At 60.2% G+C, this 20,039-nt stretch carries 14 protein-coding genes; 7 read left to right on the top strand and 7 right to left on the bottom strand.

Annotation, left to right across the window (positions count from 1 at the left end; translation table 11 throughout):
• Window positions 1–22: 22 nt before the first annotated feature.
• The 5 genes from purC to G1C94_RS01985 all read right to left on the bottom strand — a co-directional run bounded on the left by purC (window position 23) and on the right by G1C94_RS01985 (window position 8,623).
• Window positions 23–772: a phosphoribosylaminoimidazolesuccinocarboxamide synthase gene (gene purC / locus G1C94_RS02005; protein ID WP_172144135.1), complete on the bottom strand. Its 750-nt coding sequence runs from the start codon at window positions 770–772 to the stop codon at window positions 23–25.
• Window positions 773–937: 165 nt separating this feature from the next.
• Entirely contained in the window at window positions 938–2,359 is a 1,422-nt protein-coding gene (locus G1C94_RS02000) for an ATP-binding protein (protein WP_253902269.1), read from the bottom strand.
• Between the two features lie 148 nt (window positions 2,360–2,507).
• The gene (gene purT / locus G1C94_RS01995) at window positions 2,508–3,803 is read right to left on the bottom strand and encodes a formate-dependent phosphoribosylglycinamide formyltransferase (protein ID WP_172144133.1); all 1,296 of its coding nucleotides are present in this window, start codon (window positions 3,801–3,803) and stop codon (window positions 2,508–2,510) included.
• A gap of 37 nt (window positions 3,804–3,840) precedes the next feature.
• The gene (hrpA, locus tag G1C94_RS01990) at window positions 3,841–7,863 is read right to left on the bottom strand and encodes an ATP-dependent RNA helicase HrpA (protein ID WP_172144131.1); all 4,023 of its coding nucleotides are present in this window, start codon (window positions 7,861–7,863) and stop codon (window positions 3,841–3,843) included.
• Window positions 7,864–7,987: 124 nt separating this feature from the next.
• Entirely contained in the window at window positions 7,988–8,623 is a 636-nt protein-coding gene (locus G1C94_RS01985) for a class I SAM-dependent methyltransferase (protein WP_172144219.1), read from the bottom strand.
• A gap of 78 nt (window positions 8,624–8,701) precedes the next feature.
• On the opposite strand from G1C94_RS01985, the gene hflX reads away from it, so the two are divergent.
• Together hflX and G1C94_RS01975 are read left to right on the top strand one after the other, a co-directional pair.
• Complete coding sequence (gene hflX / locus G1C94_RS01980) at window positions 8,702–10,297, top strand: GTPase HflX (protein WP_417852141.1); 1,596 nt, start codon at window positions 8,702–8,704, stop codon at window positions 10,295–10,297.
• 209 nt (window positions 10,298–10,506) lie between these two features.
• Window positions 10,507–11,469 (top strand): L-lactate dehydrogenase, encoded by a 963-nt coding sequence (locus tag G1C94_RS01975; RefSeq protein ID WP_172144129.1) that lies wholly within the window; start codon window positions 10,507–10,509, stop codon window positions 11,467–11,469.
• A gap of 56 nt (window positions 11,470–11,525) precedes the next feature.
• Here the strand turns inward: G1C94_RS01975 and G1C94_RS01970 are convergent, their stop codons facing one another.
• Both G1C94_RS01970 and lexA read right to left on the bottom strand, forming a co-directional pair.
• Window positions 11,526–12,458 carry a cation diffusion facilitator family transporter gene (locus G1C94_RS01970; RefSeq protein ID WP_172144127.1) on the bottom strand — a complete coding sequence of 311 codons (933 nt, stop codon included), beginning with the start codon at window positions 12,456–12,458 and terminating at the stop codon, window positions 11,526–11,528.
• Between the two features lie 106 nt (window positions 12,459–12,564).
• A complete protein-coding gene (gene lexA / locus G1C94_RS01965) occupies window positions 12,565–13,299 on the bottom strand; it encodes a transcriptional repressor LexA (protein WP_172144125.1) in 735 nt (244 codons plus the stop codon).
• 150 nt (window positions 13,300–13,449) lie between these two features.
• On the opposite strand from lexA, the gene G1C94_RS01960 reads away from it, so the two are divergent.
• The 5 genes from G1C94_RS01960 (at window position 13,450) to G1C94_RS01940 (ending at window position 20,032) form a co-directional block, all read left to right on the top strand.
• Window positions 13,450–13,767: a LysM peptidoglycan-binding domain-containing protein gene (locus G1C94_RS01960; RefSeq protein ID WP_253902268.1), complete on the top strand. Its 318-nt coding sequence runs from the start codon at window positions 13,450–13,452 to the stop codon at window positions 13,765–13,767.
• A 53-nt stretch (window positions 13,768–13,820) separates the two neighbouring features.
• On the top strand, window positions 13,821–14,264 hold the full coding sequence (gene nrdR, locus G1C94_RS01955; RefSeq protein WP_172144123.1) for a transcriptional regulator NrdR: 444 nt from the start codon (window positions 13,821–13,823) through the stop codon (window positions 14,262–14,264).
• A gap of 45 nt (window positions 14,265–14,309) precedes the next feature.
• Window positions 14,310–16,880 (top strand): DEAD/DEAH box helicase, encoded by a 2,571-nt coding sequence (locus G1C94_RS01950; protein ID WP_172144121.1) that lies wholly within the window; start codon window positions 14,310–14,312, stop codon window positions 16,878–16,880.
• Window positions 16,881–16,933: 53 nt separating this feature from the next.
• Complete coding sequence (locus tag G1C94_RS01945; RefSeq protein ID WP_172144119.1) at window positions 16,934–18,310, top strand: replication-associated recombination protein A; 1,377 nt, start codon at window positions 16,934–16,936, stop codon at window positions 18,308–18,310.
• Between the two features lie 189 nt (window positions 18,311–18,499).
• Window positions 18,500–20,032: an MFS transporter gene (locus G1C94_RS01940; protein ID WP_172144213.1), complete on the top strand. Its 1,533-nt coding sequence runs from the start codon at window positions 18,500–18,502 to the stop codon at window positions 20,030–20,032.
• Window positions 20,033–20,039: the final 7 nt, after the last annotated feature.

Here is a 20,039-nt window from a genome sequence, read left to right as displayed (position 1 = left end):
TGATTGGCGAACGGCGAAAACGTTATTCGACGCAAACGCCTTCGGCCTCGGCAAGCGCGGCGAGACGGCGCTCGATTTCCTCGTAGGCCGGGATGATGTCGCCCAAGTCGCGGCGGAACAGATCCTTGTCGAGATGCTCTACTTTGCCGGACTTGTCGCGCTGATCCCACAGACGGCAGGAATCCGGGGTGATCTCGTCGGCCAGTAGCAGCGTGCCGTCGCTGGTTCGACCCATCTCGATTTTGAAATCGACGAGCTTGACGTCGATCTTAGAGAAGATGTCAATCAGCGCCTCGTTGATGCGACGCGCAAGCGGGGCGATCTCGGCCAGATCCTCGCGGGTGCACACGTCAAGCACCACCAGATCGTCGTCATTGACGAACGGATCGTGCAGATCGTCGTTCTTCAGGAAGTATTCGAGCACCGGTTCCTTGAACTCGAGGCCCTCCTCGACGCCGAGACGCGAGCAGAAATGGCCGGCTGCCGTGTTGCGCAACACGATTTCCAACGGGAACATAGTCATCTTGCGCACCAGCTGCGCCGTGTCATCCACGCGCTTGACGAGGTGGCTGTCGATGCCGCGAGCCTTCAGCAGGGAGAAGATCAGGGTGGTGATGAGGTTGTTCAGACGGCCTTTGCCTTCAAAATCCTCTTTTTTCTCACCGTCGCCGGCGGTGGCGGAATTCTTGTATTCGACCCAGAGCACCTCCGGATCGTCGGTAGCGAACAGTTGCTTGGCTTTGCCCTCGTAGAGCTTTTCCAACTTCTCCATTACTCGCCTTTCCCTATGAATCACAAGGAGGTAGATAGTCAGGTGAACTTGCCGCTTACAACATAACAACCGCGCGCTACATTGTGCCGTCTGCAGGCTTTCTATTCGTCTTGCGCAACCGGGCACCCCATGTGCGATTTTGCGGGGTGTGTTCCGTCGGACGCTTCAGCGTTCGGGGTTGTCGAGCAGCGGCGCCGTTCCCTCGTCGTAAGCCTTGAGCAGGTCCCTGAGCAGGAATGCGGTGAAATGTGGCATGGTGAACACATGGTTGCTGCTGCCGATGTTGCCGGCGGAAAGTTTGATGCCGAACCTGATATCCGGATATGCGCCGGATCCTATAAGCGTCCGCATGGATTTTGTCTTTCCTCCGCGAGCTTTTGCTTCGACCGGCACGAGATGGTTTCTGGTGCGCACGAAAAAATCCTCCTCCAAGGTGGAGTTGTCTTTTTTGAAGTAATACAGGCCATATCCCGACTTCGACAGTGCCTCGGCCACAATGCTCTCATACAGCGCGCCTTTGTATATTCCAAGATTGCGGTTTGCGCGCAGGTCGTCGCTTGCCTCGTCGTCGAGCATGGAGACGAACAGGCCACTGTCTGCGAAATATATCTTGAATTTGTTTTCGTCGTAGTTGCCTTTGAGCGGCAGTTGCGGAAATTGCAGGCACCGACAGATGAGCGTCATTCCCGAGGATTCGAGCCATTCCACACAGCCGCGGTAGTCTTTGAATCTTGCGCCGCTGGCAACCTTGCTGATTTGGAACTTCTTGTTTTCCTTGGATAGTTGCACGGGGATGTGGTTGAACACGTTGAGAATGCGCGCCTGATCCATACCGTCCGCGTATTTGCGGATGTCCTCGCTGTAATCCAGCACCAGTTGGCGTTGCAGTTGCAAGGTTCCCTCGAATGTGTTTTTGGCGGTGAATGTGGACACCACTTCGGGCATGCCTCCGAGCGTGCAGTAATCCAGAAACAGCGAGCCGAACACGTCCATTTGGGTGCGGGAGAACGGCCGGGCTTCGCACAGACAGCTGAGCATATCTTCCCTGGTATCTTCTCCATATCCTCTGGCCCAGAGAAATTCCTCGAAGTCGAGCGAATGCATGTTGTAATCGCTTTTATAGCCCACGCTGTTGCTTTCGATGGCATTGTAATTCACGCCAAGCATCGATCCGCTGCAAATCACATCGAACCGTCCGTCCAACTTGAGGAACTTCAATGCAGTGGCGATGTCGGGATGGTCCTGCAGCTCATCGAAGAAGATTAGCGTGCGGCCAGGCTCGAAGCGTTTGGATGGGTCGATCAGGGAAATGTTGCGGATGATCGACGCAGCGTCGTATCCGTCTGCCGTGATGGACTTATATTTGGGTTCCTCTGCGAAATTGATTTCCACGAGATTGTCGTAATGCCGTTCGGCGAATCTGCGGATAGTCGCGGTTTTGCCTACTTGGCGAGGCCCTTTGACGATGAGGGGTTTACGGTCTGCGTCGGCCAACCATCGGTCAAGATAATCGTCGGCTTTGCGTTTGAGATAGGCCGTCATGGTTCCCTCCAAGGAATTGCGATATTTTGCTTGCTGTGAGTTCATTATAGAGGGCTATATCCTCTTTTATGAGGGTATTTCTGCTGATTCACCACATTTTATGAGGGTATTTCTGCTGATTCGTCACATTTCATGAGCGTATGGAATGGTCCGAAGAATGTGCGCACCGTTGGATGTCGTTATATTGTGCCGGCTAGAGAACGTCGATGCGCAGTTTGTCGGCAACGCGGGCGGCTTTGGCGCGGGCTTCGGGCTCGGTGGGGGCGATGGCGAGGGCTACGGCCATGCGGCGGTGGCCGTGCACTTCGGGTTTGGCGAAGATACGCAGGTCAGTGCCCGGTTCGGCCAAGGCCGCGGCGACATTGGAGAATACGGCTTCGCCCTCGCCTTCGACCACGATGGCGTGACTGGCGGCTGCCGAACCTTCGGGAATGCACAGCGCCACATGCTCCTTGGTGACAGGCAACCCCATAATGGCACGGGCGTGCAGCGCGAACTCGCTCAAACGCTGTGAAATCATCGTCACCATGCCGGTGTCGTGCGGGCGCGGGGAGACCTCGTTGAACAGCATCGAACCATCGGTGAGCACGAACAGTTCCACGCCGAACACACCCCAGCCGGTTTCGCCGGATTGCTTGGCGAGATCGACCAATCCTTGAACCACGGCTGTGGCAATGCGCTGCGCCTCGGCGGTTTCGGGGTCGGCGGTGTTCTGAGGTTGGTTGGACTGCCAACTTTCGCGATAATCACCTGATTCCTGCCGCTGCCCGATGGGCGCGCAGGCGACGATGCCAGCCGACGAACTCACCGTCAGCACCGTCAGCTCGTGGTCGAGCGGAGCCAGCGCCTCGACGATCACCCGGGATACATCACCTTCACCAGCCGCGCGTCGCCCCTCCTGCGCCTCACGCCAAGCCGCGTCGATGGCTTGCGGAGAGCGCACCACCGATTGGCCGTGGCCGGACGAACTCATCACCGGCTTGACCACGCACGGATAGCCCACCTCGCTCGCCCCCGCGCGCAGTTCCTCCAGCGAACCGGCGAAACGATATGTGGTGGTCGGCAATCCAAGTGTTTCATGAGCGAGCACGCGCAGGCGCTCGCGATCCATGCAGATGCCCGCGATCGAGGCACTCGGCACCACCTGCATTCCGCTTGCCGCGGCCTGACTCAACACTTCGGTGGCAATGGCCTCCACTTCAGGCACGATGATGTCGGGCTCAACTTCGGCAAGTAGCGCCTTGAGTTCGGCCGAATTCGCCATATCCAGCACTCGCGCCTCGTGCGCCACCTGTTGTGCCGGTGCCCCCGCATACGAATCGGCGGCGCACACCCATGCGCCCAACCTCATGAGCTCGATGGCGACTTCCTTGCCCAGTTCGCCCGCGCCGAGAAACAGCACGCGGGTGGCGCGCTTGCCTAATGGCGTGCCGAGCGGACGGCCATATGTGGAGTCATATATGGATGCGCAAGGGTTGGTATCGCTCATGTGTCACATTGTGACACTGGCACCCGATGATCCGCGCCTAGGCAAGAGCTTTGCGAATGCGATTGAGGCTCGCGGGCTTGGGCGTACCGAGTTCCTGCGCCCACAGTCTCACATAAAACTCCTCCAGCATCCAGCGGGCTTCAACCGCCTTGCCCATCGATTCCTCATGACGCGGCCCGGCCGGTTCGGACTTGGCGGCTGCCATCGCCTTGTCCACAACTTGCTTGGCTTCGTCGGCCTGCCATGCCCAGCGCACGTCACGATTCTTGTCGTTCTTCGCCTTGGACAGCCGCATGAGATCCGCGTGCAGATAGCGTTCGATTGACTTCAACGCCGCAGGGTCGGCGGCACCGATGAACCCGGGGAACACCAGCGTGGCGATATGTTCGCGAATCGACTGCAATACCGACAGCATGGGCAGGTCGGCCTTGCCGCTCACCGCCTTGTCGACTTCGGCATAACGCTTGAGCAACGCAATCACGTCTCGCGACACCTGATACACCGTGTCCTCGTAAATCTCGCGCACGTCGAGCACCGCGTTCGCCAGTGCCTCGTCGTCGGGCAGTTGAGCCACGTCGGGCAACAGCCGTTTGACGGCGGCCAATTGCAAGTCCTCGACCAGCTCCTTGGTGGACCGGTATGGTGCCGAAGCCAGCATCAGCGCCTCGCCGCCAAGCCAGCGCGAGGAAATGCGTTCGGATTCCAGTCGCAACTGGTCGAGAGCACCGCGCCACAGCATCGACGCGCGCGATTCGCTGGTCGCGCCCGAGCGGTGCAGCAGATTCGCCTGCTGGACGATATTGCCCTGATCTGCCGCACGGTCGGCCTGCTGCTTGACCATTCGGCGTGCTGACTCCTCGGCTTGTGCGGCGAACTGGCGCTGCAGGGCCTTCAAATCCTTCGACTTGCCGAGCACCTTCACCGCGTTTCTGCCATGCCGCCGCCCATGCCCGCCGCCTGAAACCGGCTGCTCCACAGCGAAAGTCATCCGCAGATATGGCGACAGGCGTTCGGTGAGCTCATCTCCCAGCACCTCCGGGTGAATCTGCGCGCCCACGGTCTCAATGGCCGCCTGGGTGAAGGCATGCGCCAAATCGGGGTAGTCGAGCCCTGCCTCGGTGCCCGGCAACTGTGCATAATGCCCGTCGATCCACATGCGGATGGCGCGCGCCGTGTCGGGAGCGGGCACGAACTGCACGCGCAGTTGCTTGGGCAACGCCTTGATCATGGCCAGAATCAGCTCGTCCAACAATCCCGGCACATTCCACGTGAACTGCTCGGGCGTGATGCGCGAGAGCGCCTTGAGCGGCACATGCGCCGTCACGCCGTCATCGGGATTGCGCGGGTCGTAGATATACGACAACCTCAAATCGATGGGCTGGCCGTCGGTGCCGAGGGTGTGCCAACGGTCGGGATAATCGTCGAGACTTAACGATTCGGTCGTCTTCAGCCGCTCCACCTGCACAGGGTCGAAGTCCAGCAGATGCGGATTCTCGCCATGCGCGTCCTTCCACCATTTCGCCAGCCCCGCCAGCGAGGTGACATGGGCGGGGATCACCGAGTTGTAGAAATCGAACAGATCCTCGTCGCTGATGGTCTGGCTGATTTGTCTCGTGCGGTTCGCATCGTCCGCCGCATCCTCAAGCACGGCAAGGTTCTTCGCAACGAAGTCGTCATAGCTGAACCGCTGTTGGATATCGCCTTCGACCAGCCCCTGACGAATCAGGAAATCACGCGCCTCGCCAGGGTTGATGCGCCCCCACAATATCGTGCGATCCGCCACAATCGGCAAGCCATACAGCAGCACTTTCGCGCTGGCTACGGCGGCTCCGCGCGAAGCCGACCAGTGCGGCTCGGCATAGGTGGTGCGAGTGAGCGAGCCGGCCAGCGGCTCAGCCCAAGCCGGGTCGATGGCCGCGCAATAGCGTGCCCACAGGCGCGAAGTTTCCACCAATTCGGTGCTCATCACCCAGCTCGGTGTGGACTTGGCCACGGCGGAGGCGGGAAACAGCGCGAAATGCGTGCCGCGCGCCCCCTGATAATCGTTCTTCGCCATTTTCTGCGCGCGTTTGATCGCCTTGGCTTTCGCCGCGCCCTTCAACCCCGCGAAGTCGCTGGCTTTGGGCTCGCGCACCACCTGCATGCCCATCATCGACAGCAATCCGGCGAGCATCGACTTGTGAATGCCCTCCGCGTCCCACGAACAGCACAGGCTGTGCGCCGCCTGCTGGTTCAGCGGCAGTTGGCGAATTTCCAATCCAGCGCGCGAGGCGGGCAGGGGGTCGCCCACCTTGAACTTCAGCTCCTTGCACATCTGGCGTAACTGCGCGACCAGATCCTTCCACTGGCGCATGCGAAGCCAACTGAAATACTCGGCTTTGCAGATGCGGCGCAACGCATTGTTGCTGGGCTCGCCGTCCGCTTGGAACACGCGATCCCAGATGTTCAGCGCCGTCAGGAAATCGCTGGTCGGGTCGGCATAGCGATTATGAATGCGGTCGGCCTCCTCGCGCTTGTCGTCCGGGCGCTCGCGTGGATCCTGCAAACTCAAGAAAGCCACCACCACAAGCACGGCGGCCAGCGTGTTCGGGGAAGTGGAACGCGCGGCCTCGATTACCATGCGCCCCAAACGCACGTCAATGGGAATACGCGCCAACTGGCGGCCGATATGCGTCAGCGTCGTCTCGCCGGATTTACGCGAAACGGCTTTGAGCTCGGTCAGCTCGTTGAAACCGTCGGACACCGCCTTCATGTCGGGCGGGTCGATGAAGCCGAAATTCGTCACGTCTTCGGCGGTGTGCGCTACGCCGACGCTGAGCATGTGCAACACCACCGCACCCAGCGAGGTGCGCAGGATTTCCGGCTCGGTGAAGCGCGGGCGCGTCTCATAATCCTCACGGGAATACAGACGAATCGCAATGCCGTCCGCCACGCGCCCGCATCGGCCGGAACGCTGGTCGGCACTCGCCTGGCTGATCGGCTCGATGGGTAGGCGCTGCACCTTCGCCGTCTTGGAATAACGCGAGATGCGCGCGGTTCCAGGGTCGATCACATAGCGGATGCCCGGCACCGTCAGCGAGGTCTCGGCCACATTCGTGGCAATCACGATGCGCTGGTGTGCGTGCGATTCAAATACCTTATGCTGCTCGGCGGCGGACAGCCTGGCGAACAGCGGCATGATCTCGATGGCGTCGGCCCGGCGCATATCCGAAGCTCGCGGCCCGAAATAGCGGCGTAGCGCCGTTTCAAACTCATGGATGTCACGCTCGCCGGAAGCGAAGACGAGAATGTCACGCTCGCCTCGCTCGTGAGCTGAATGGATGATCAGCTCGGCACAGGCGCGCGCCACCGCAGTGGGCATATCGATGCCGCCATCGTCGTCGCCGTATTCATCGCTGCCGGGGTCAAAGCCGCGCGCGAAACCGGGGACGTCATGCATCAACGCAGGCGCGGCACCCAGCGGCTCGTACACCACCTGCACCGGGTAGGTGCGCCCGGACACCTCGATCACCGGCACTTTCGCATGCAACGCCTGTTCAAAGTGTTCGCGGAACTTCATCGAATCTATGGTGGCTGAAGTGATGATGAGCTTCAGATCGCGCCGTTTGGGAAGCAGAGCCGTCAGGTAGCCGAGCAGAAAATCGATGTTCAGACTGCGCTCGTGCGCCTCGTCGATGATGATGGTGTCATATGCGCTTAATCTCGGATCGCGTTGTATCTGCGCGAGCAGAATGCCGTCGGTAACGACCTTCAGACGCGTGGATTTTGAGGTATTGTCCGTGAAACGCACCTGATAGCCGATTTCGTCGCCCAGGCGCACTCCCATTTCGGAGGCGATGCGTTCGGCCACCGTGCGCGCGGCGATACGGCGCGGCTGCGTATGCACGATTTGGCGGCCGTGCGAGCCGCGGCCAAGCTCAAGCAGGATTTTCGGCAGCTGCGTGGTTTTGCCCGAGCCGGTCTGCCCGGAAACGATCACCACCTGGCTGGAACGCACGGCTTCGGCTATGGCTTCGCGACTCCCCGACACCGGCAGTTCGGGTGGATATTCGAATTTCATAACCTTGCCTCTATTGATGATTTACTTCCCGCTGGTGTCAGGTGCCACGCAAAGCGTGACGGAAGGGCGACCCCAAAGCCGGACAATTCCCAAAGATAATCAGCTCCGTATGGCGACCCGAACCTTATCCCTCGCGCAAAACCTCAATAATACGAAACCCTTTGGAACTGGCCATCTTGCCCACGCTGAATCCCGCCCCCAACGCCTCGGTCAGCCAGCCGGTCAGCGAATCCGCCCCAAGGTTCTTCTGCACCACCAGATACGCCGCGCCACCCGGAGCCAAGCGCGGCAGCCAAGCCATCAACAGCGTGTGCAATGCCTCCTTGCCGATGCGAATCGGCGGGTTCGACCAGATGAGATCGAAGGCGAGATCGTCCTCCATCTGCCGACCATCCACCACGCGCCCATCCATATCGGTGCGCGCGGTGCGCACGTTGCCGCAACCATTGCGCTCGGCATTCACGCCCGTCAGCTCCAATGCGCGCTCATTGACATCAACCGCCCATACGTCGGCTTCGGGGGCGGCGAATGCCAGCGACAGCGCAATCGGCCCCCAGCCGCACCCCAAATCAAGGAACGCGCCGCTTTCGGGCGGTTCGGGAGCATGTTTAAGCAGCACGGAAGTGCCCAAATCGAGGCGCGAAGCGCAGAACACGCCGTTGGACACCTCCACCTCGGCCTCGCGCCCGCGCAACGTCACACGCAAGGTGCGGCGCACGTCTTGAGAAGCAGGTTCGGCTGAAAAATACTGTTCCGCCATGACTGGCCCGTCACCCTTTCCCGCGTGCGCGCTTCTTGTCTTTTGCATCCGACAGATGCCTTCATGTCACCTCACCTGATGATAATAGGGAAGCGAACATACCAACCAATCGATCAATCGACCAATCGGCAAGAGGTGCCATTGAGCCATAACTTGAGTCACAACCCGAGCCATAATTTGAGCCATAGCGACGAAACCACATTCCCTCGCCAGAGCGATGGCGAGCCGGATGTTTTGGCCGAATCCTCCGAAGTGTTGCTGGGCGAGGGCACTCACGGTGCGCATTTCGACGCATCGGGCGATGAGGAATGGGCCGAGCGCGAATCGCGCAATCAGCTCAAGCATGTCGCCGGTTTGGGTGAGTTGCAGGATGTCACCGAGGTCGAATACCGCAAGGTGCGCCTTGAACGCGTGGTGCTGGTGGGAGTGTGGTCGAGCGCGCTCACCACCCAAGCCAAAGCGGAAGAGTCGCTGCGCGAGCTTGCCGCGCTCGCCGAAACCGCCGGTGCCCAAGTGTGCGATGGGCTGTTGCAACACCGCTTGAAGCCTGATGCCGCCACCTATGTCGGCTCCGGCAAAGCCCGCGAAATCGCCGATATCGTGGCGCGTGAAGAGGCCGACACCATCGTGGTGGACGACGATTTGCCGCCCAGCCAGCGCCGCGGCTTGGAAGACGCCGCCAAAGTGAAGGTGGTGGACCGCACCGCCGTGATTCTCGACATCTTCGCCCAGCACGCCACTTCGCGCGAAGGCAAGGCACAGGTGGAACTCGCGCAATTGGAATACATGCTGCCCCGCTTGCGCGGCTGGGGTGGGTCGCTGTCGCGTCAGGCGGGTGGCCAGGCCGCCGGCGTCAACGGCGGCATCGGTTCGAGAGGCCCCGGCGAAACGCAGATCGAACTCGACCGTCGCGTGATTCGCACGCGCATCGCCCGCCTGAAGAAGCAGATTCGCCAGATGGCCCCTGCCCGCGAAGTCAAGCGCGGTTCGCGCCGGCGCTATGGGTTGCCCACCATCGCCGTGGTGGGATACACCAACGCGGGCAAGTCGTCGCTGACCAACCGGCTCACCGGCTCAACCGAACTGGTGGAGAACGCGCTGTTCGCCACGCTGGACACCGCCGTGCGCCGCACGCGCTCCGAGGACGGGCGTCTGTACGCCTATGTGGACACCGTCGGCTTCGTGCGCCGTCTGCCCACGCAGCTTGTCGAGGCGTTCAAATCCACGCTGGAAGAGGTCGGTCAGGCCGATGTGATTCTGCATGTGGTCGACGGCTCGCACCCCGATCCGTTCTCGCAGATCGATGCGGTGAACGATGTGCTGGCCGACATCGATGGGGCGGCTTCGATTCCCCGCATTCTCGCGTTCAACAAGGCCGATTGTTGCGATGCGGCCACATTGGGGCGTCTCGCCGCGCTCGAGCCCGACGCCCATATCGTTTCCGCCTATTCCGGGCAAGGGGTGGATGGGTTGCGTGCGGCGGTGGAATCGCTGTTGCCCACACCCGGCGTGCATGTTCAGGCGTTGTTGCCATACACCGCCGGCTCGCTGCTGTCTCGCATCCGCGAATACGGGCATGTGACTGATGTGCAGTGGCTGGATGAGGGGGTTGAAGTCGTGGCGGATGTGGACGACCGTCTCGCCGCACAAGTGGTCGACGCGGCGATCGACTAGTTTTTCTCTTGTTGATCCAATTGGTTGAAATTGGCTTGATACAGCCGATTGTGGGTATTGCTCACGCTCGCATAACGATGGGAATACGGCCTTTTTATGCTGTCGGAACAAGTGCCGCGAAGTCAGAGTGTGTGAGTACAGTGAAGGCGAGATTTGATTAGTGATGCTTGATTGCATAAAGCATCTGATCTAAGAGAGGTTCATCAGATATGGCAGAAACAGTCGCAAAGCCCACAAAGCTTGCTGTTATTGGTGCCGGTGCCGTTGGTTCCACCCTTGCTTTCGCGGCCGCCCAGCGTGGCATTGCCCGCGAAATTGTGTTGGAGGATATCGCCAAGGAACGTGTCGAGGCTGAAGTGCTCGACATGCAGCATGGCTCCAGCTTCTATCCGACCGTGTCCATCGATGGCTCCGACGACCCGGAAATCTGCCGCGATGCCGATATCATCGTCATCACCGCCGGCCCCCGTCAGAAGCCCGGCCAAACCCGCCTCGAACTCGTCGGCGCCACCATCAAGATTCTTCAGGCGATCATTCCCGGCTTGGTCAAGGTCGCCCCCAACGCCATCTTCATGCTCATCACCAACCCGGTCGATATCGCCACCCATGTGGCGCAGAAGATCTCCGGCCTGCCGGAGAATCAGGTCTTCGGCTCGGGCACCAACCTCGATTCCGCTCGTTTGCGCTTCCTTATTGCGCAGCAGACCGGTGTCAACGTCAAGAACGTGCACGCCTACATCGCCGGTGAACATGGCGATTCCGAGGTGCCGCTGTGGGCTTCCGCCACCATCGGCGGTGTCCCCATGTGCGACTGGGCCCCGCTGCCCGGCCACGATCCGTTGGATGCCGATATGCGCGAGCGGATTCACGAGGAGGTCAAGAACGCCGCCTACAAGATCATCAACGGCAAGGGCGCGACCAACTACGCCATCGGCATGTCCGGCGTGGACATCATTGAGGCCATCCTCAAGGATTCCAACCGCATTCTGCCCGTCAGCTCCATGCTCAAAGACTTCCATGGCATCTCCGACGTGTGCATGTCGGTGCCCACCCTCATCAACCGTCAGGGTGTCAACACCGCCATCAACACCCCGGTGTCCGACCGCGAGCTTGCGGCTCTGAAGCGTTCCGCCGAAACGTTGCGCGAGACCGCCGCCCAGTTCGGTTTCTGATAAGCGTTCTGATACTGCACAAGGCAGCGGAGTGTTTTGCTTCGTTGCCTTGTTTTTTATTCATGCAGGTCGTCGTCTGAGGGGGATCGGTAGCCTTCCGGTTCGAGCTGAAACGTGGTGTGCGGCACGGAGACGGGGAAGTGCTTGCGCAGGCAATCCTGCAATTGGCTCAAGATGTCCGCGGCCTGTTCCATGGTCAGCCCGCGCTCCACCACCACATGCGCCATGAGGATCGGCATGCCGGTGGAAACGGTGCTGGCGTGCAGATCATGCACCGCCAGAACGTGCGGCACGCCTTCAAGATGCCGCCGCACCTCATCGAGCTTCAATCCTTCCGGGACTTCTTCAAGCAACACGCGCACGGCGTGATGCAACAGCTTGATCGCGCGCGGAATCATCAGCAAAGCGATCAGTCCACCGGCGATGGCGTCGAATTGATCCCAGCCGGTCGAAATCATCACCAACGCGGAGGCCACTACGGCCAGAGAGCCGAGCGCGTCGTTCATCACCTCAAGGAAGGCCGCCTTCATATTCATGTTGTCGCCGCGCTGGGAGGCGAGAATCGCAATCGAGACGATGTTGGCCGTCAAGCCCAATATGCCGACGAACAGCAGTAGCCTCACGTCTCCGATTTCGGCTGGCGAACCGCCGAACAGGCGCATCCCGGCCTCGAACAACGCGTAGATGCCGACCAGTAATAGCACCACGGCACCGCCCGCGGCTGTGATTACCTCCAGACGTGCCCAGCCCCAGGTGCGTTTTTCGCTCGGTTTCTCACGCATCAGCATCGCCGTGATGGTGGAGGCGATGAGCACCGACATATCGGTGAGCATGTGGCCGGCATCCACCAGCAACGCCAGCGAGCCGGTGACGATGGCCGCGACGACTTCGACGAGGAACACCGTCGAAGTCACGCACAATGTGGCGGCAAGCCGCTTCTGGTGCCCCGCACCCTGCGCCGCAACTGGGGAGGAATGATCGTGCGCCATGTGGCCTCCTTATTTTAAGAATTGAGATTGTTTCTCAATACCATTTATGGGCTGATACGACGAAACCCCGGCACATTGGCCGGGGTTTGACTCCGCTGGGGTAAGGCTACAGCTTGCGCAGGACGGTGACGACTTTGCCCATGATGGTGGCATAGGTGCCGTCGATGGGGGAATAGGCGGGATTGTGCGGCATGAGCCACACGTGCCCGTTCTCCTTGCGGAAGGTTTTGACCGTGGCTTCGTCGTCAAGCAGGGCCGCCACAATGTCGCCGTTGACGGCGGTGTGCTGTTCTCGCACCACGACGAAATCGCCGTCGCAAATCGCGGCGTCGATCATCGAATCGCCATGCACTTCAAGCATGAACAGATTGCCGCCGGTTCCGGTGAGGCGTTCGGGCAGGCGCATGACATCGTCCACATGCTGTTCGGCGGTGATGGGGGTTCCTGCTGCGATGCGCCCGACCAGGGGGACGTCGCGCGATTGGGCCACCGATTCACTTTCCTGGGCTTGGGAAAGCGGGATGATGCGTGTGCCGATGGTCTCCTGGGTGTGCGCCGGGGCTTCCTCGCCTTTGCTCTGTGAGAACGGGTCGTTGAGAATCTCCACGGCTCGACCTTTGTTGGCGTTGAGGCGGATGAAGCCCTTATCGGCAAGTGTTTGCAGTTGGTGCTTCACCGACGACGGGCTTTTCAGCCCTGCCGCTTCGCCGATTTCACGGAATGAGGGGACGAACCCGCGCTCGTTCTGGTATGTGGTGATTGCCTCAAGCACCTGACGCTGGCGGTCGGTGAGTTCCTCGACTGCTGCGGTGCCCTTTGGTTTGAGGGGGACAGTGCTCATGGGCTTTCCTTTCGTCGTCTTGTTGAATCATAACGTGAATCTCATGTGAAATCAAACATTTGTTCGACGCGGCGAGTTGCATTGCTCGAACATCTGTGCAACAATCAGAACAGATGTTCGATAGAACAGACGTTCGAAGAAGGATGGTTGATGATGAAGAATGTATTTGCTGCCGAATGTGTGTGGCACAGGTCCGGTGCGATGCGTGTGCTGGTCGTGGCGGTCGTCTCCGCCGTCGCTTGGGCCGGCTTGTCGATGTTTGCCCCGTCTCGTGCGGACTCGGCGACATTGCCGGGCGAAGTGATGAGTTATACGGTCAGGCCGGGGGACACGCTGTGGTCATACGCCGAATCCATCACGCCGCGGGGCGGTGATGTGTCTCAGACGGTTGATGAGCTGATGAATCTGAATAATCTCGATTCATCGGCATTGACGGCCGGGCAACGCATCATCGTGCCGGCGGAATGACGCAAAACGACGGTGTGGTGCGAAATCCGGCCATTGCAGGTATGGTTAGGGGCATGCATTGTCCGTACTGCCGCTATGCCGATACCAAGGTCATCGAAACTCGTGTGAGCGAAGATAGCTATTCCATTCGCCGGCGCCGTCTGTGTCTGCATTGCAATCAGCGGTTCACCACGTTGGAGACCACCACATTGCTGGTGGAGAAGCGTTCCGGCAGTTTGGAACCGTTCAACCGTGACAAGGTGATTTCCGGTGTGCGCAAGGCCTGCCAGGGCCGGCCCGTCGATGAAGACGATCTCAAACTGCTTGGTCAACGCGTCGAAGAGGGTTTGCGTTCCACGGGCCAGGCCCAGGTCACGTCCGATGAAGTCGGCAAGGCCATTCTGGAGCCGTTGCGCGATTTGGATGAAGTGGCATACCTGCGTTTCGCAAGTGTGTATCAGGGGTTTGAGAATTTGGACGATTTCCAGTGTGCAATCAATGAATTGCGCGAGCAGTGAGGGCGTGCGTTCCCCGCTCGGATCAGCAGATCTAAGGTAGGCAATATGAGCGACGAGAAGGCATACGGATCATTAGGGCGTCTGGCTCCTGATTGGTGGGGCGAAGCCGTTGAGCGTAATCTCACGGCGGACGACATCTATGAACGCTTCTTCGATTGGGCGACGAGTGTCAAAGGCATCGAACCTTGGCCGCATCAGGAAGAGGCCATCATGGATCTGCTCGCCGGTGACCATGTCATCTTGAACACCCCCACTGGCTCGGGCAAGTCCTTGGTGGCATTGGGACTGCATTTCACCGCGCTGTGTACGGGCAGACGTTCGTATTACACCGCTCCGATCAAGGCGTTGGTCAGCGAGAAATTCTTCGATTTGGTCGAGGTGTTCGGCAGGGACAATGTGGGCATGATCACCGGCGACAGCCACATCAACGCCGATGCGCCCATCATCTGCTGTACCGCCGAGATTCTCGCCAACCAGGCTTTGCGTGAAGGAAGCCAAGCGGATGTGGGCATGGTTGCGATGGACGAGTTCCATTATTATGGTGACGCCGAGCGCGGGTGGGCTTGGCAGGTGCCATTGCTCACCTTGCCGCAAACGCAATTCCTGTTGATGAGCGCCACCCTTGGCAATGTGGATGCCATAGCCGATAAGCTCTCCGAACTGAGCCGCGTTGCCGATGTGGATGTCATTGCCGATGCTCCAAGGCCTGTGCCGTTGAGCTATGAGTACACGCTCGACCCATTGGAGAAAACCGTCGAACTTGCGTTTCGTGAGGGTTCCACTCCCATTTACGTCGTCCATTTCTCGCAGGATGCCGCACTGGAAACTGCGCAGGGGCTGTCTTCCGCAGGTGTGTCGAGCAAAGAGCAGCGCGCGGCCATTACCGAAGCCATCAAGGGTGTCAAGTTCACCACTGCATTTGGCAAGATCTTGCAACGCTTGTTGCGAACCGGCGTGGGCGTTCACCATGCCGGCATGTTGCCCCGGTATCGTCGCTTGGTCGAACAGCTCGCACAGCAGGGGCTGCTGTCGGTGATTTGCGGCACCGATACGCTCGGTGTCGGCATCAACGTGCCGATTCATTCCGTGGTGCTGACGGCTCTGACGAAGTTCGACGGCAACAAGATGCGGCGGCTCAAGGCTCGCGAGTTCCACCAAATCGCCGGGCGCGCCGGGCGCATGGGATTCGACACCGAGGGGCTGGTAATAGCCGAAGCCCCCGAGTTTGAAATCGAGAACCAGAAGGCCATAGCCAAAGCCGGGGGAGACCCGAAAAAACTCAAGAAGGTCAAGCGCAAGAAGGCTCCCGAAGGCTTTGTCACATGGAACCAAGGCACTTTCGACAAGCTGATCGACGCTGAACCCGAAACGTTGACGCCGCATCTGAAAATCACACATTCCATGGTGCTCAACGAGGTGGAGCAGGGCGGCGACGCCCGCGCCCGCATCGACAAGCTCATCGACGATTCCGCGCAGACACCCGAGCAAAAGGAACGTCTGCACCAGCGCGCTGACGAGATATTCCAAACCCTGTTCGATACGCAGGTCATCGAGACGCGAATCGATGCGGACGGCAATGCGGACTATCTGATGACTCTTGACATGCCCGACGATTTCGCGCTCGACCAGCCATTGTCGCCTTTCCTGTTGGCTGCGCTGGAACTGCTCGACCCGGCGTCCAGCACTTACGCACTCGACGTGATTTCGATGGTGGAGGCCACGCTCGAAGACCCGCGCCAGGTATTGCGCGCCCAGGAACGCGCGGCGAAAGACGAGGCCATGGCCGACATGAAAGCGGACGGGCTTGACTACGACGAGCGCATGGACAGACTCGCCGAAATCACGTATCCGAAACCTCTGGAAGACATGCTTGATGCCGCTTTCACCCAATATCGACGCGATGTGCCATGGGCAAACGATTATTGGCTCAGCCCCAAATCCGTAGTGCGCGACATGGTTCAGACCGCTTCCGACTTCACCGGCTACATCGCCAGATACAACATCGCCCGCTGTGAAGGCACGCTGTTGCGCTATCTGTCGGATGCCTACCGCTCACTGGCACGCACCGTGCCCGCCGAAAAACGCGATGAACGGCTTGAGGACATCATCGCCTGGCTGCGCGTGCTTGTGCGCTCGATTGATTCCAGCTTGGTCGACGAATGGGAAAACGCGGGCGATCAGACGGATGCCTCGCAAGCTGCGGCTTCGCTCGCCGCGCCGGGTGCCAAAGAGAGAGTGGTTGAGGATCGCCGCGGTCTGACGGTGCTGGTGCGCAACGCCCTGTTCCGCCGCGTGCAACTCATGGATCTTGACAGGCCCGAGGAACTGGGTGCGCTCGACAAGGACTGGGGCTACGGCGTGCACGAGTGGGAGGATGTGCTCGACGACTATTACGACGATCACGAATACGTGGGCACCGACGCTGAGGCGCGTTCGGCCAATCTGTTCATGCTGGACGATTCGCACGAACGGGACGAGCACACTTGGAAGGTGCGTCAGATCATTGACGATTCGGACGGTGACCACAACTGGGCCATCGAAGGCATTGTCGACTTGGACGCCACGCAGGACAGCGGTGAAGTCGTCTTCCATACGTATGAAGTGACCAATGCATGAATCGCGTATGCGCCGCTCATCCATACCAACACGAAAGATTAGGATTGTGAAATATGAGTGAGCAGGATTTGTTTGGTGCAACGGATGCGCCGCAGGATGTGACGCGGCCGTTGGCCGTGCGCATGCGCCCGCACACCATTGACGAGGTGATCGGCCAGTCGCACGTGCTGGGGGAGGGATCTCCGCTGCGCCGTCTCGCCAATCCCGCCTCCAAGGGATCGCTCACCGCACCCAGCTCGATTATTCTGTTCGGACCTCCCGGCGTGGGCAAGACCACGCTCGCCACCATCGTCGCACGCCAATCGGGGCGCGTGTTCGAGGAACTTTCCGCCGTCACATCGGGCGTCAAGGACGTGCGCGACGTGCTGGAACGTGCGCACGAACGCCTCGTCACCCAAGGCAAGGAAACGGTGTTGTTCATCGACGAGGTGCATCGCTTCTCCAAGTCCCAGCAGGATGCGCTATTGCCTGCCGTCGAGAACCGTGACGTCACCTTCATCGGCGCCACCACCGAAAACCCGAGCTTCTCCGTCATCAAGCCGCTGCTGTCCCGTTCCGTGGTGGTCAAGCTCGAATCCCTCGAACCCAGCCAGCTCAAGGAACTGGTCACCCGTGCACTGGACAGTCCGAACGGTCTCAAGGGCGAGGTGAAGGCCAGCGACGAGGCCATTGGCGAAATCGTGCGCATGGCCGGGGGAGACGCGCGCAAGAGCCTGACCATCCTGGAGGCGGCGGCGGGTGCCGTCACCGGCGATCAGGCACGCAAAAAAGGCGCGAGAAAGCCCATCATCACCCCCGATGTCGTCTCCAAGGTGATGGACACCGCCACGGTGCGCTACGACAAGGATGGCGACGACCATTACGACGTCATCTCCGCGTTCATCAAGTCGATGCGTGGCTCCGACCCGGATGCGGCCATTCATTATCTGGCGCGTATGCTGCGTGCCGGCGAGGATCCGCGTTTTATCGCACGTCGCATCATGATTGCGGCAGCGGAGGAAGTGGGCATGGCCGCCCCGCAGATTCTGCAGGTCACCGTGGCCGCAGCTCAAGCCGTGGCGCTGATTGGCATGCCCGAGGCGCGCATCATTCTGGCCGAGGCAACCATCGCCGTGGCCACCGCGCCCAAGTCCAACGCCAGTTACAAAGCCATCAACGATGCCCTCGCCGACGTGGACGCCGGCCATATCGGAGCCGTGCCGTTGCACTTGAGAAACGCCCCCACCAAACTGATGAAGGAATGGGGCAATCACGAGGGCTACAAATACGCGCACGACTATCCCGGTGCCGTCGCCTCCCAGCAATACATGCCCGACGAACTTGAAGGTCGCGAATACTATCACCCCAACGACCGCGGCTACGAGCACGAAGTCGCCCAGCGCTTGGAGCGCATCCGCCCCATCCTCCACCAAGATGACCCGCGCGCGTAAAGTCGCATGATTCCGCGCTTGTCCAGCTCGACGCGCTAGACTGCAGGATGGCTATCAACGGAGCACTCGTCATGTTTGATACATGTCTTAAAACATGTTCAGACAGGGAGTGCAGGGACACATACGCCGGTTGGCAAACCTTTATTCCACGACCATCCACTGACGAGGACAACGGAGCGTATGCGCATCATGGAACGTGAGACCATGCACCAGCAAACCGAAACAGACGAAAGCGTGGCACAACTGTCAGCCAATCCAGTCAATCCGGCCAATGCAGCCAATACAGACCCGGAGCAGATCAGCGGCAAACTCATCGGCGCGATTGTGGCCGTCGGCTCGCTGGCCTTCATCGGCATTCTCACCGAAACGGTGATGACCGTGCTGTTCCCCGCCCTGATGCGCGAGTTCCACGTCGACACCGCCACCGTGCAATGGATCACCACCATCTACCTGCTGTCGGTGGCCGCCACCATGCCGGTCAGCTCGTTTCTCAAGCGCCGCTTCCGGCTCAAAGCGCTGTTCCTCGCGGCGGTGGCGCTCGCCGTCATCGGTTCGCTGATCATGATTGTCGCGCAAGCCTTCCCGCTGCTGCTTGTGGCACGCGTCATCCAAGGCGTCGGCTCCGGCATTGCCACGCCGCTGATGATCAACATCATTCTGGAGCAGTCGCCGCGCACGAAAATCGGAAGGCTGATGGGCGTGGGCTCCCTGGTGATCACCGTGGCGCCGGCTATCGGGCCGACCGTCGGCGGCGCGGTGACGAGCATTTTGCCATGGCGCGCCATTTTCGTTATTGCGGTGCCATTGGTGCTGATTGCGGCGGTGATTGGCTGCCGGTGCATCGAGCAGAAGGTGCCCACCCAGCCGGCGTATCTCAGCCCATTGCAGCTGACGTCCATCGTCGCCGCGCTGGTGGGTCTGGTGTTGGCTCTGAATCAGGGCGGCGTGGCTATCAGCGCCCTAGTCGCCGGGGGGAATGCGACGCAATCGGGGATTATCGCCATTGCCAGTTTGGTGATTGGTCTGGGCGCGCTCGCCTTGTTCGCGTTGATGTCTCGCAGGGCGTTTTCCCCGTTGCTGCGTTTGGGTATTTTGAAAGATCCGGCTGTGCTGCTGCATGCGCTGGCGTATCTGTTGCTGCCGCTGGTCGCCATCGGTTACGGCTATGTGATCACCAATGTGGCGCAACTGTCTTTGGGGGCCTCCGCGTTCGTGGCGGGTGCGCTGGTGTTGCCTGGTGCGTTGGTGGGTGCGGTGTGCGCGCCGTTTGGCGGTTGGTGCTATGACAAGTTCGGCGCGAGAAAGCCGATACTGATTCCGCTGGGCATCTGCATTCTGGGGCCGGTGCTGATGCTGGTGTTCTCGATGCGTCTGACCCCGGCGATGCTGGCCGGCTTCTATTTCATCTTCGGCCTCTTCTATGCCATCGGCAACGCGAATGTGATGACCAGCGGCCTGTCCGAAGTACCGGGCGAGTTCAGGCCGGACGGCAACGCGATTTTCAACACCTGCCTGCAATTCGGCGGCGCGGCCGGCACTGCGCTGTTCTCCACGATTCTGGCCGTCGCCCAAGCGGGCTCCGGTGCCGAGGGCACGCCCGCTTTCGCCCATGCCACAGCCGTGGGCGGCGCTTGGACGTTCGCCACCATGACCGTCATCTGTCTGATCGGCTGGAGCTGCTTGGCCCTGGCCCTGCGTATTCGGGCCAAGCGAAACGCTTGAATGAGCC

Origin of the sequence: Bifidobacterium panos, from assembly GCF_012932445.1 — a bacterium.
In the GTDB taxonomy this organism is placed as follows: Bacteria; Actinomycetota; Actinomycetes; order Actinomycetales; family Bifidobacteriaceae; genus Bifidobacterium; species Bifidobacterium panos.
This window is presented reverse-complemented; position numbering and strand designations above follow the sequence as displayed.

What these genes read in the sequence shown, in the direction of transcription:
- hflX (WP_417852141.1), top strand. Translation starts at nt 8,702, where the DNA reads ATGATAATAGGGAAGCGAACATACCAACCAATCGATCAATCGACCAAT.
- G1C94_RS02000 (WP_253902269.1), bottom strand. Translation starts at nt 2,359, where the DNA reads ATGAACTCACAGCAAGCAAAATATCGCAATTCCTTGGAGGGAACCATG.
- hrpA (WP_172144131.1), bottom strand. Translation starts at nt 7,863, where the DNA reads ATGAAATTCGAATATCCACCCGAACTGCCGGTGTCGGGGAGTCGCGAA.
- G1C94_RS01975 (WP_172144129.1), top strand. Translation starts at nt 10,507, where the DNA reads ATGGCAGAAACAGTCGCAAAGCCCACAAAGCTTGCTGTTATTGGTGCC.
- G1C94_RS01945 (WP_172144119.1), top strand. Translation starts at nt 16,934, where the DNA reads ATGAGTGAGCAGGATTTGTTTGGTGCAACGGATGCGCCGCAGGATGTG.
- lexA (WP_172144125.1), bottom strand. Translation starts at nt 13,299, where the DNA reads ATGAGCACTGTCCCCCTCAAACCAAAGGGCACCGCAGCAGTCGAGGAA.
- purC (WP_172144135.1), bottom strand. Translation starts at nt 772, where the DNA reads ATGGAGAAGTTGGAAAAGCTCTACGAGGGCAAAGCCAAGCAACTGTTC.
- G1C94_RS01960 (WP_253902268.1), top strand. Translation starts at nt 13,450, where the DNA reads ATGATGAAGAATGTATTTGCTGCCGAATGTGTGTGGCACAGGTCCGGT.
- G1C94_RS01985 (WP_172144219.1), bottom strand. Translation starts at nt 8,623, where the DNA reads ATGGCGGAACAGTATTTTTCAGCCGAACCTGCTTCTCAAGACGTGCGC.
- nrdR (WP_172144123.1), top strand. Translation starts at nt 13,821, where the DNA reads ATGCATTGTCCGTACTGCCGCTATGCCGATACCAAGGTCATCGAAACT.
- purT (WP_172144133.1), bottom strand. Translation starts at nt 3,803, where the DNA reads ATGAGCGATACCAACCCTTGCGCATCCATATATGACTCCACATATGGC.
- G1C94_RS01950 (WP_172144121.1), top strand. Translation starts at nt 14,310, where the DNA reads ATGAGCGACGAGAAGGCATACGGATCATTAGGGCGTCTGGCTCCTGAT.
- G1C94_RS01970 (WP_172144127.1), bottom strand. Translation starts at nt 12,458, where the DNA reads ATGGCGCACGATCATTCCTCCCCAGTTGCGGCGCAGGGTGCGGGGCAC.
- G1C94_RS01940 (WP_172144213.1), top strand. Translation starts at nt 18,500, where the DNA reads ATGGAACGTGAGACCATGCACCAGCAAACCGAAACAGACGAAAGCGTG.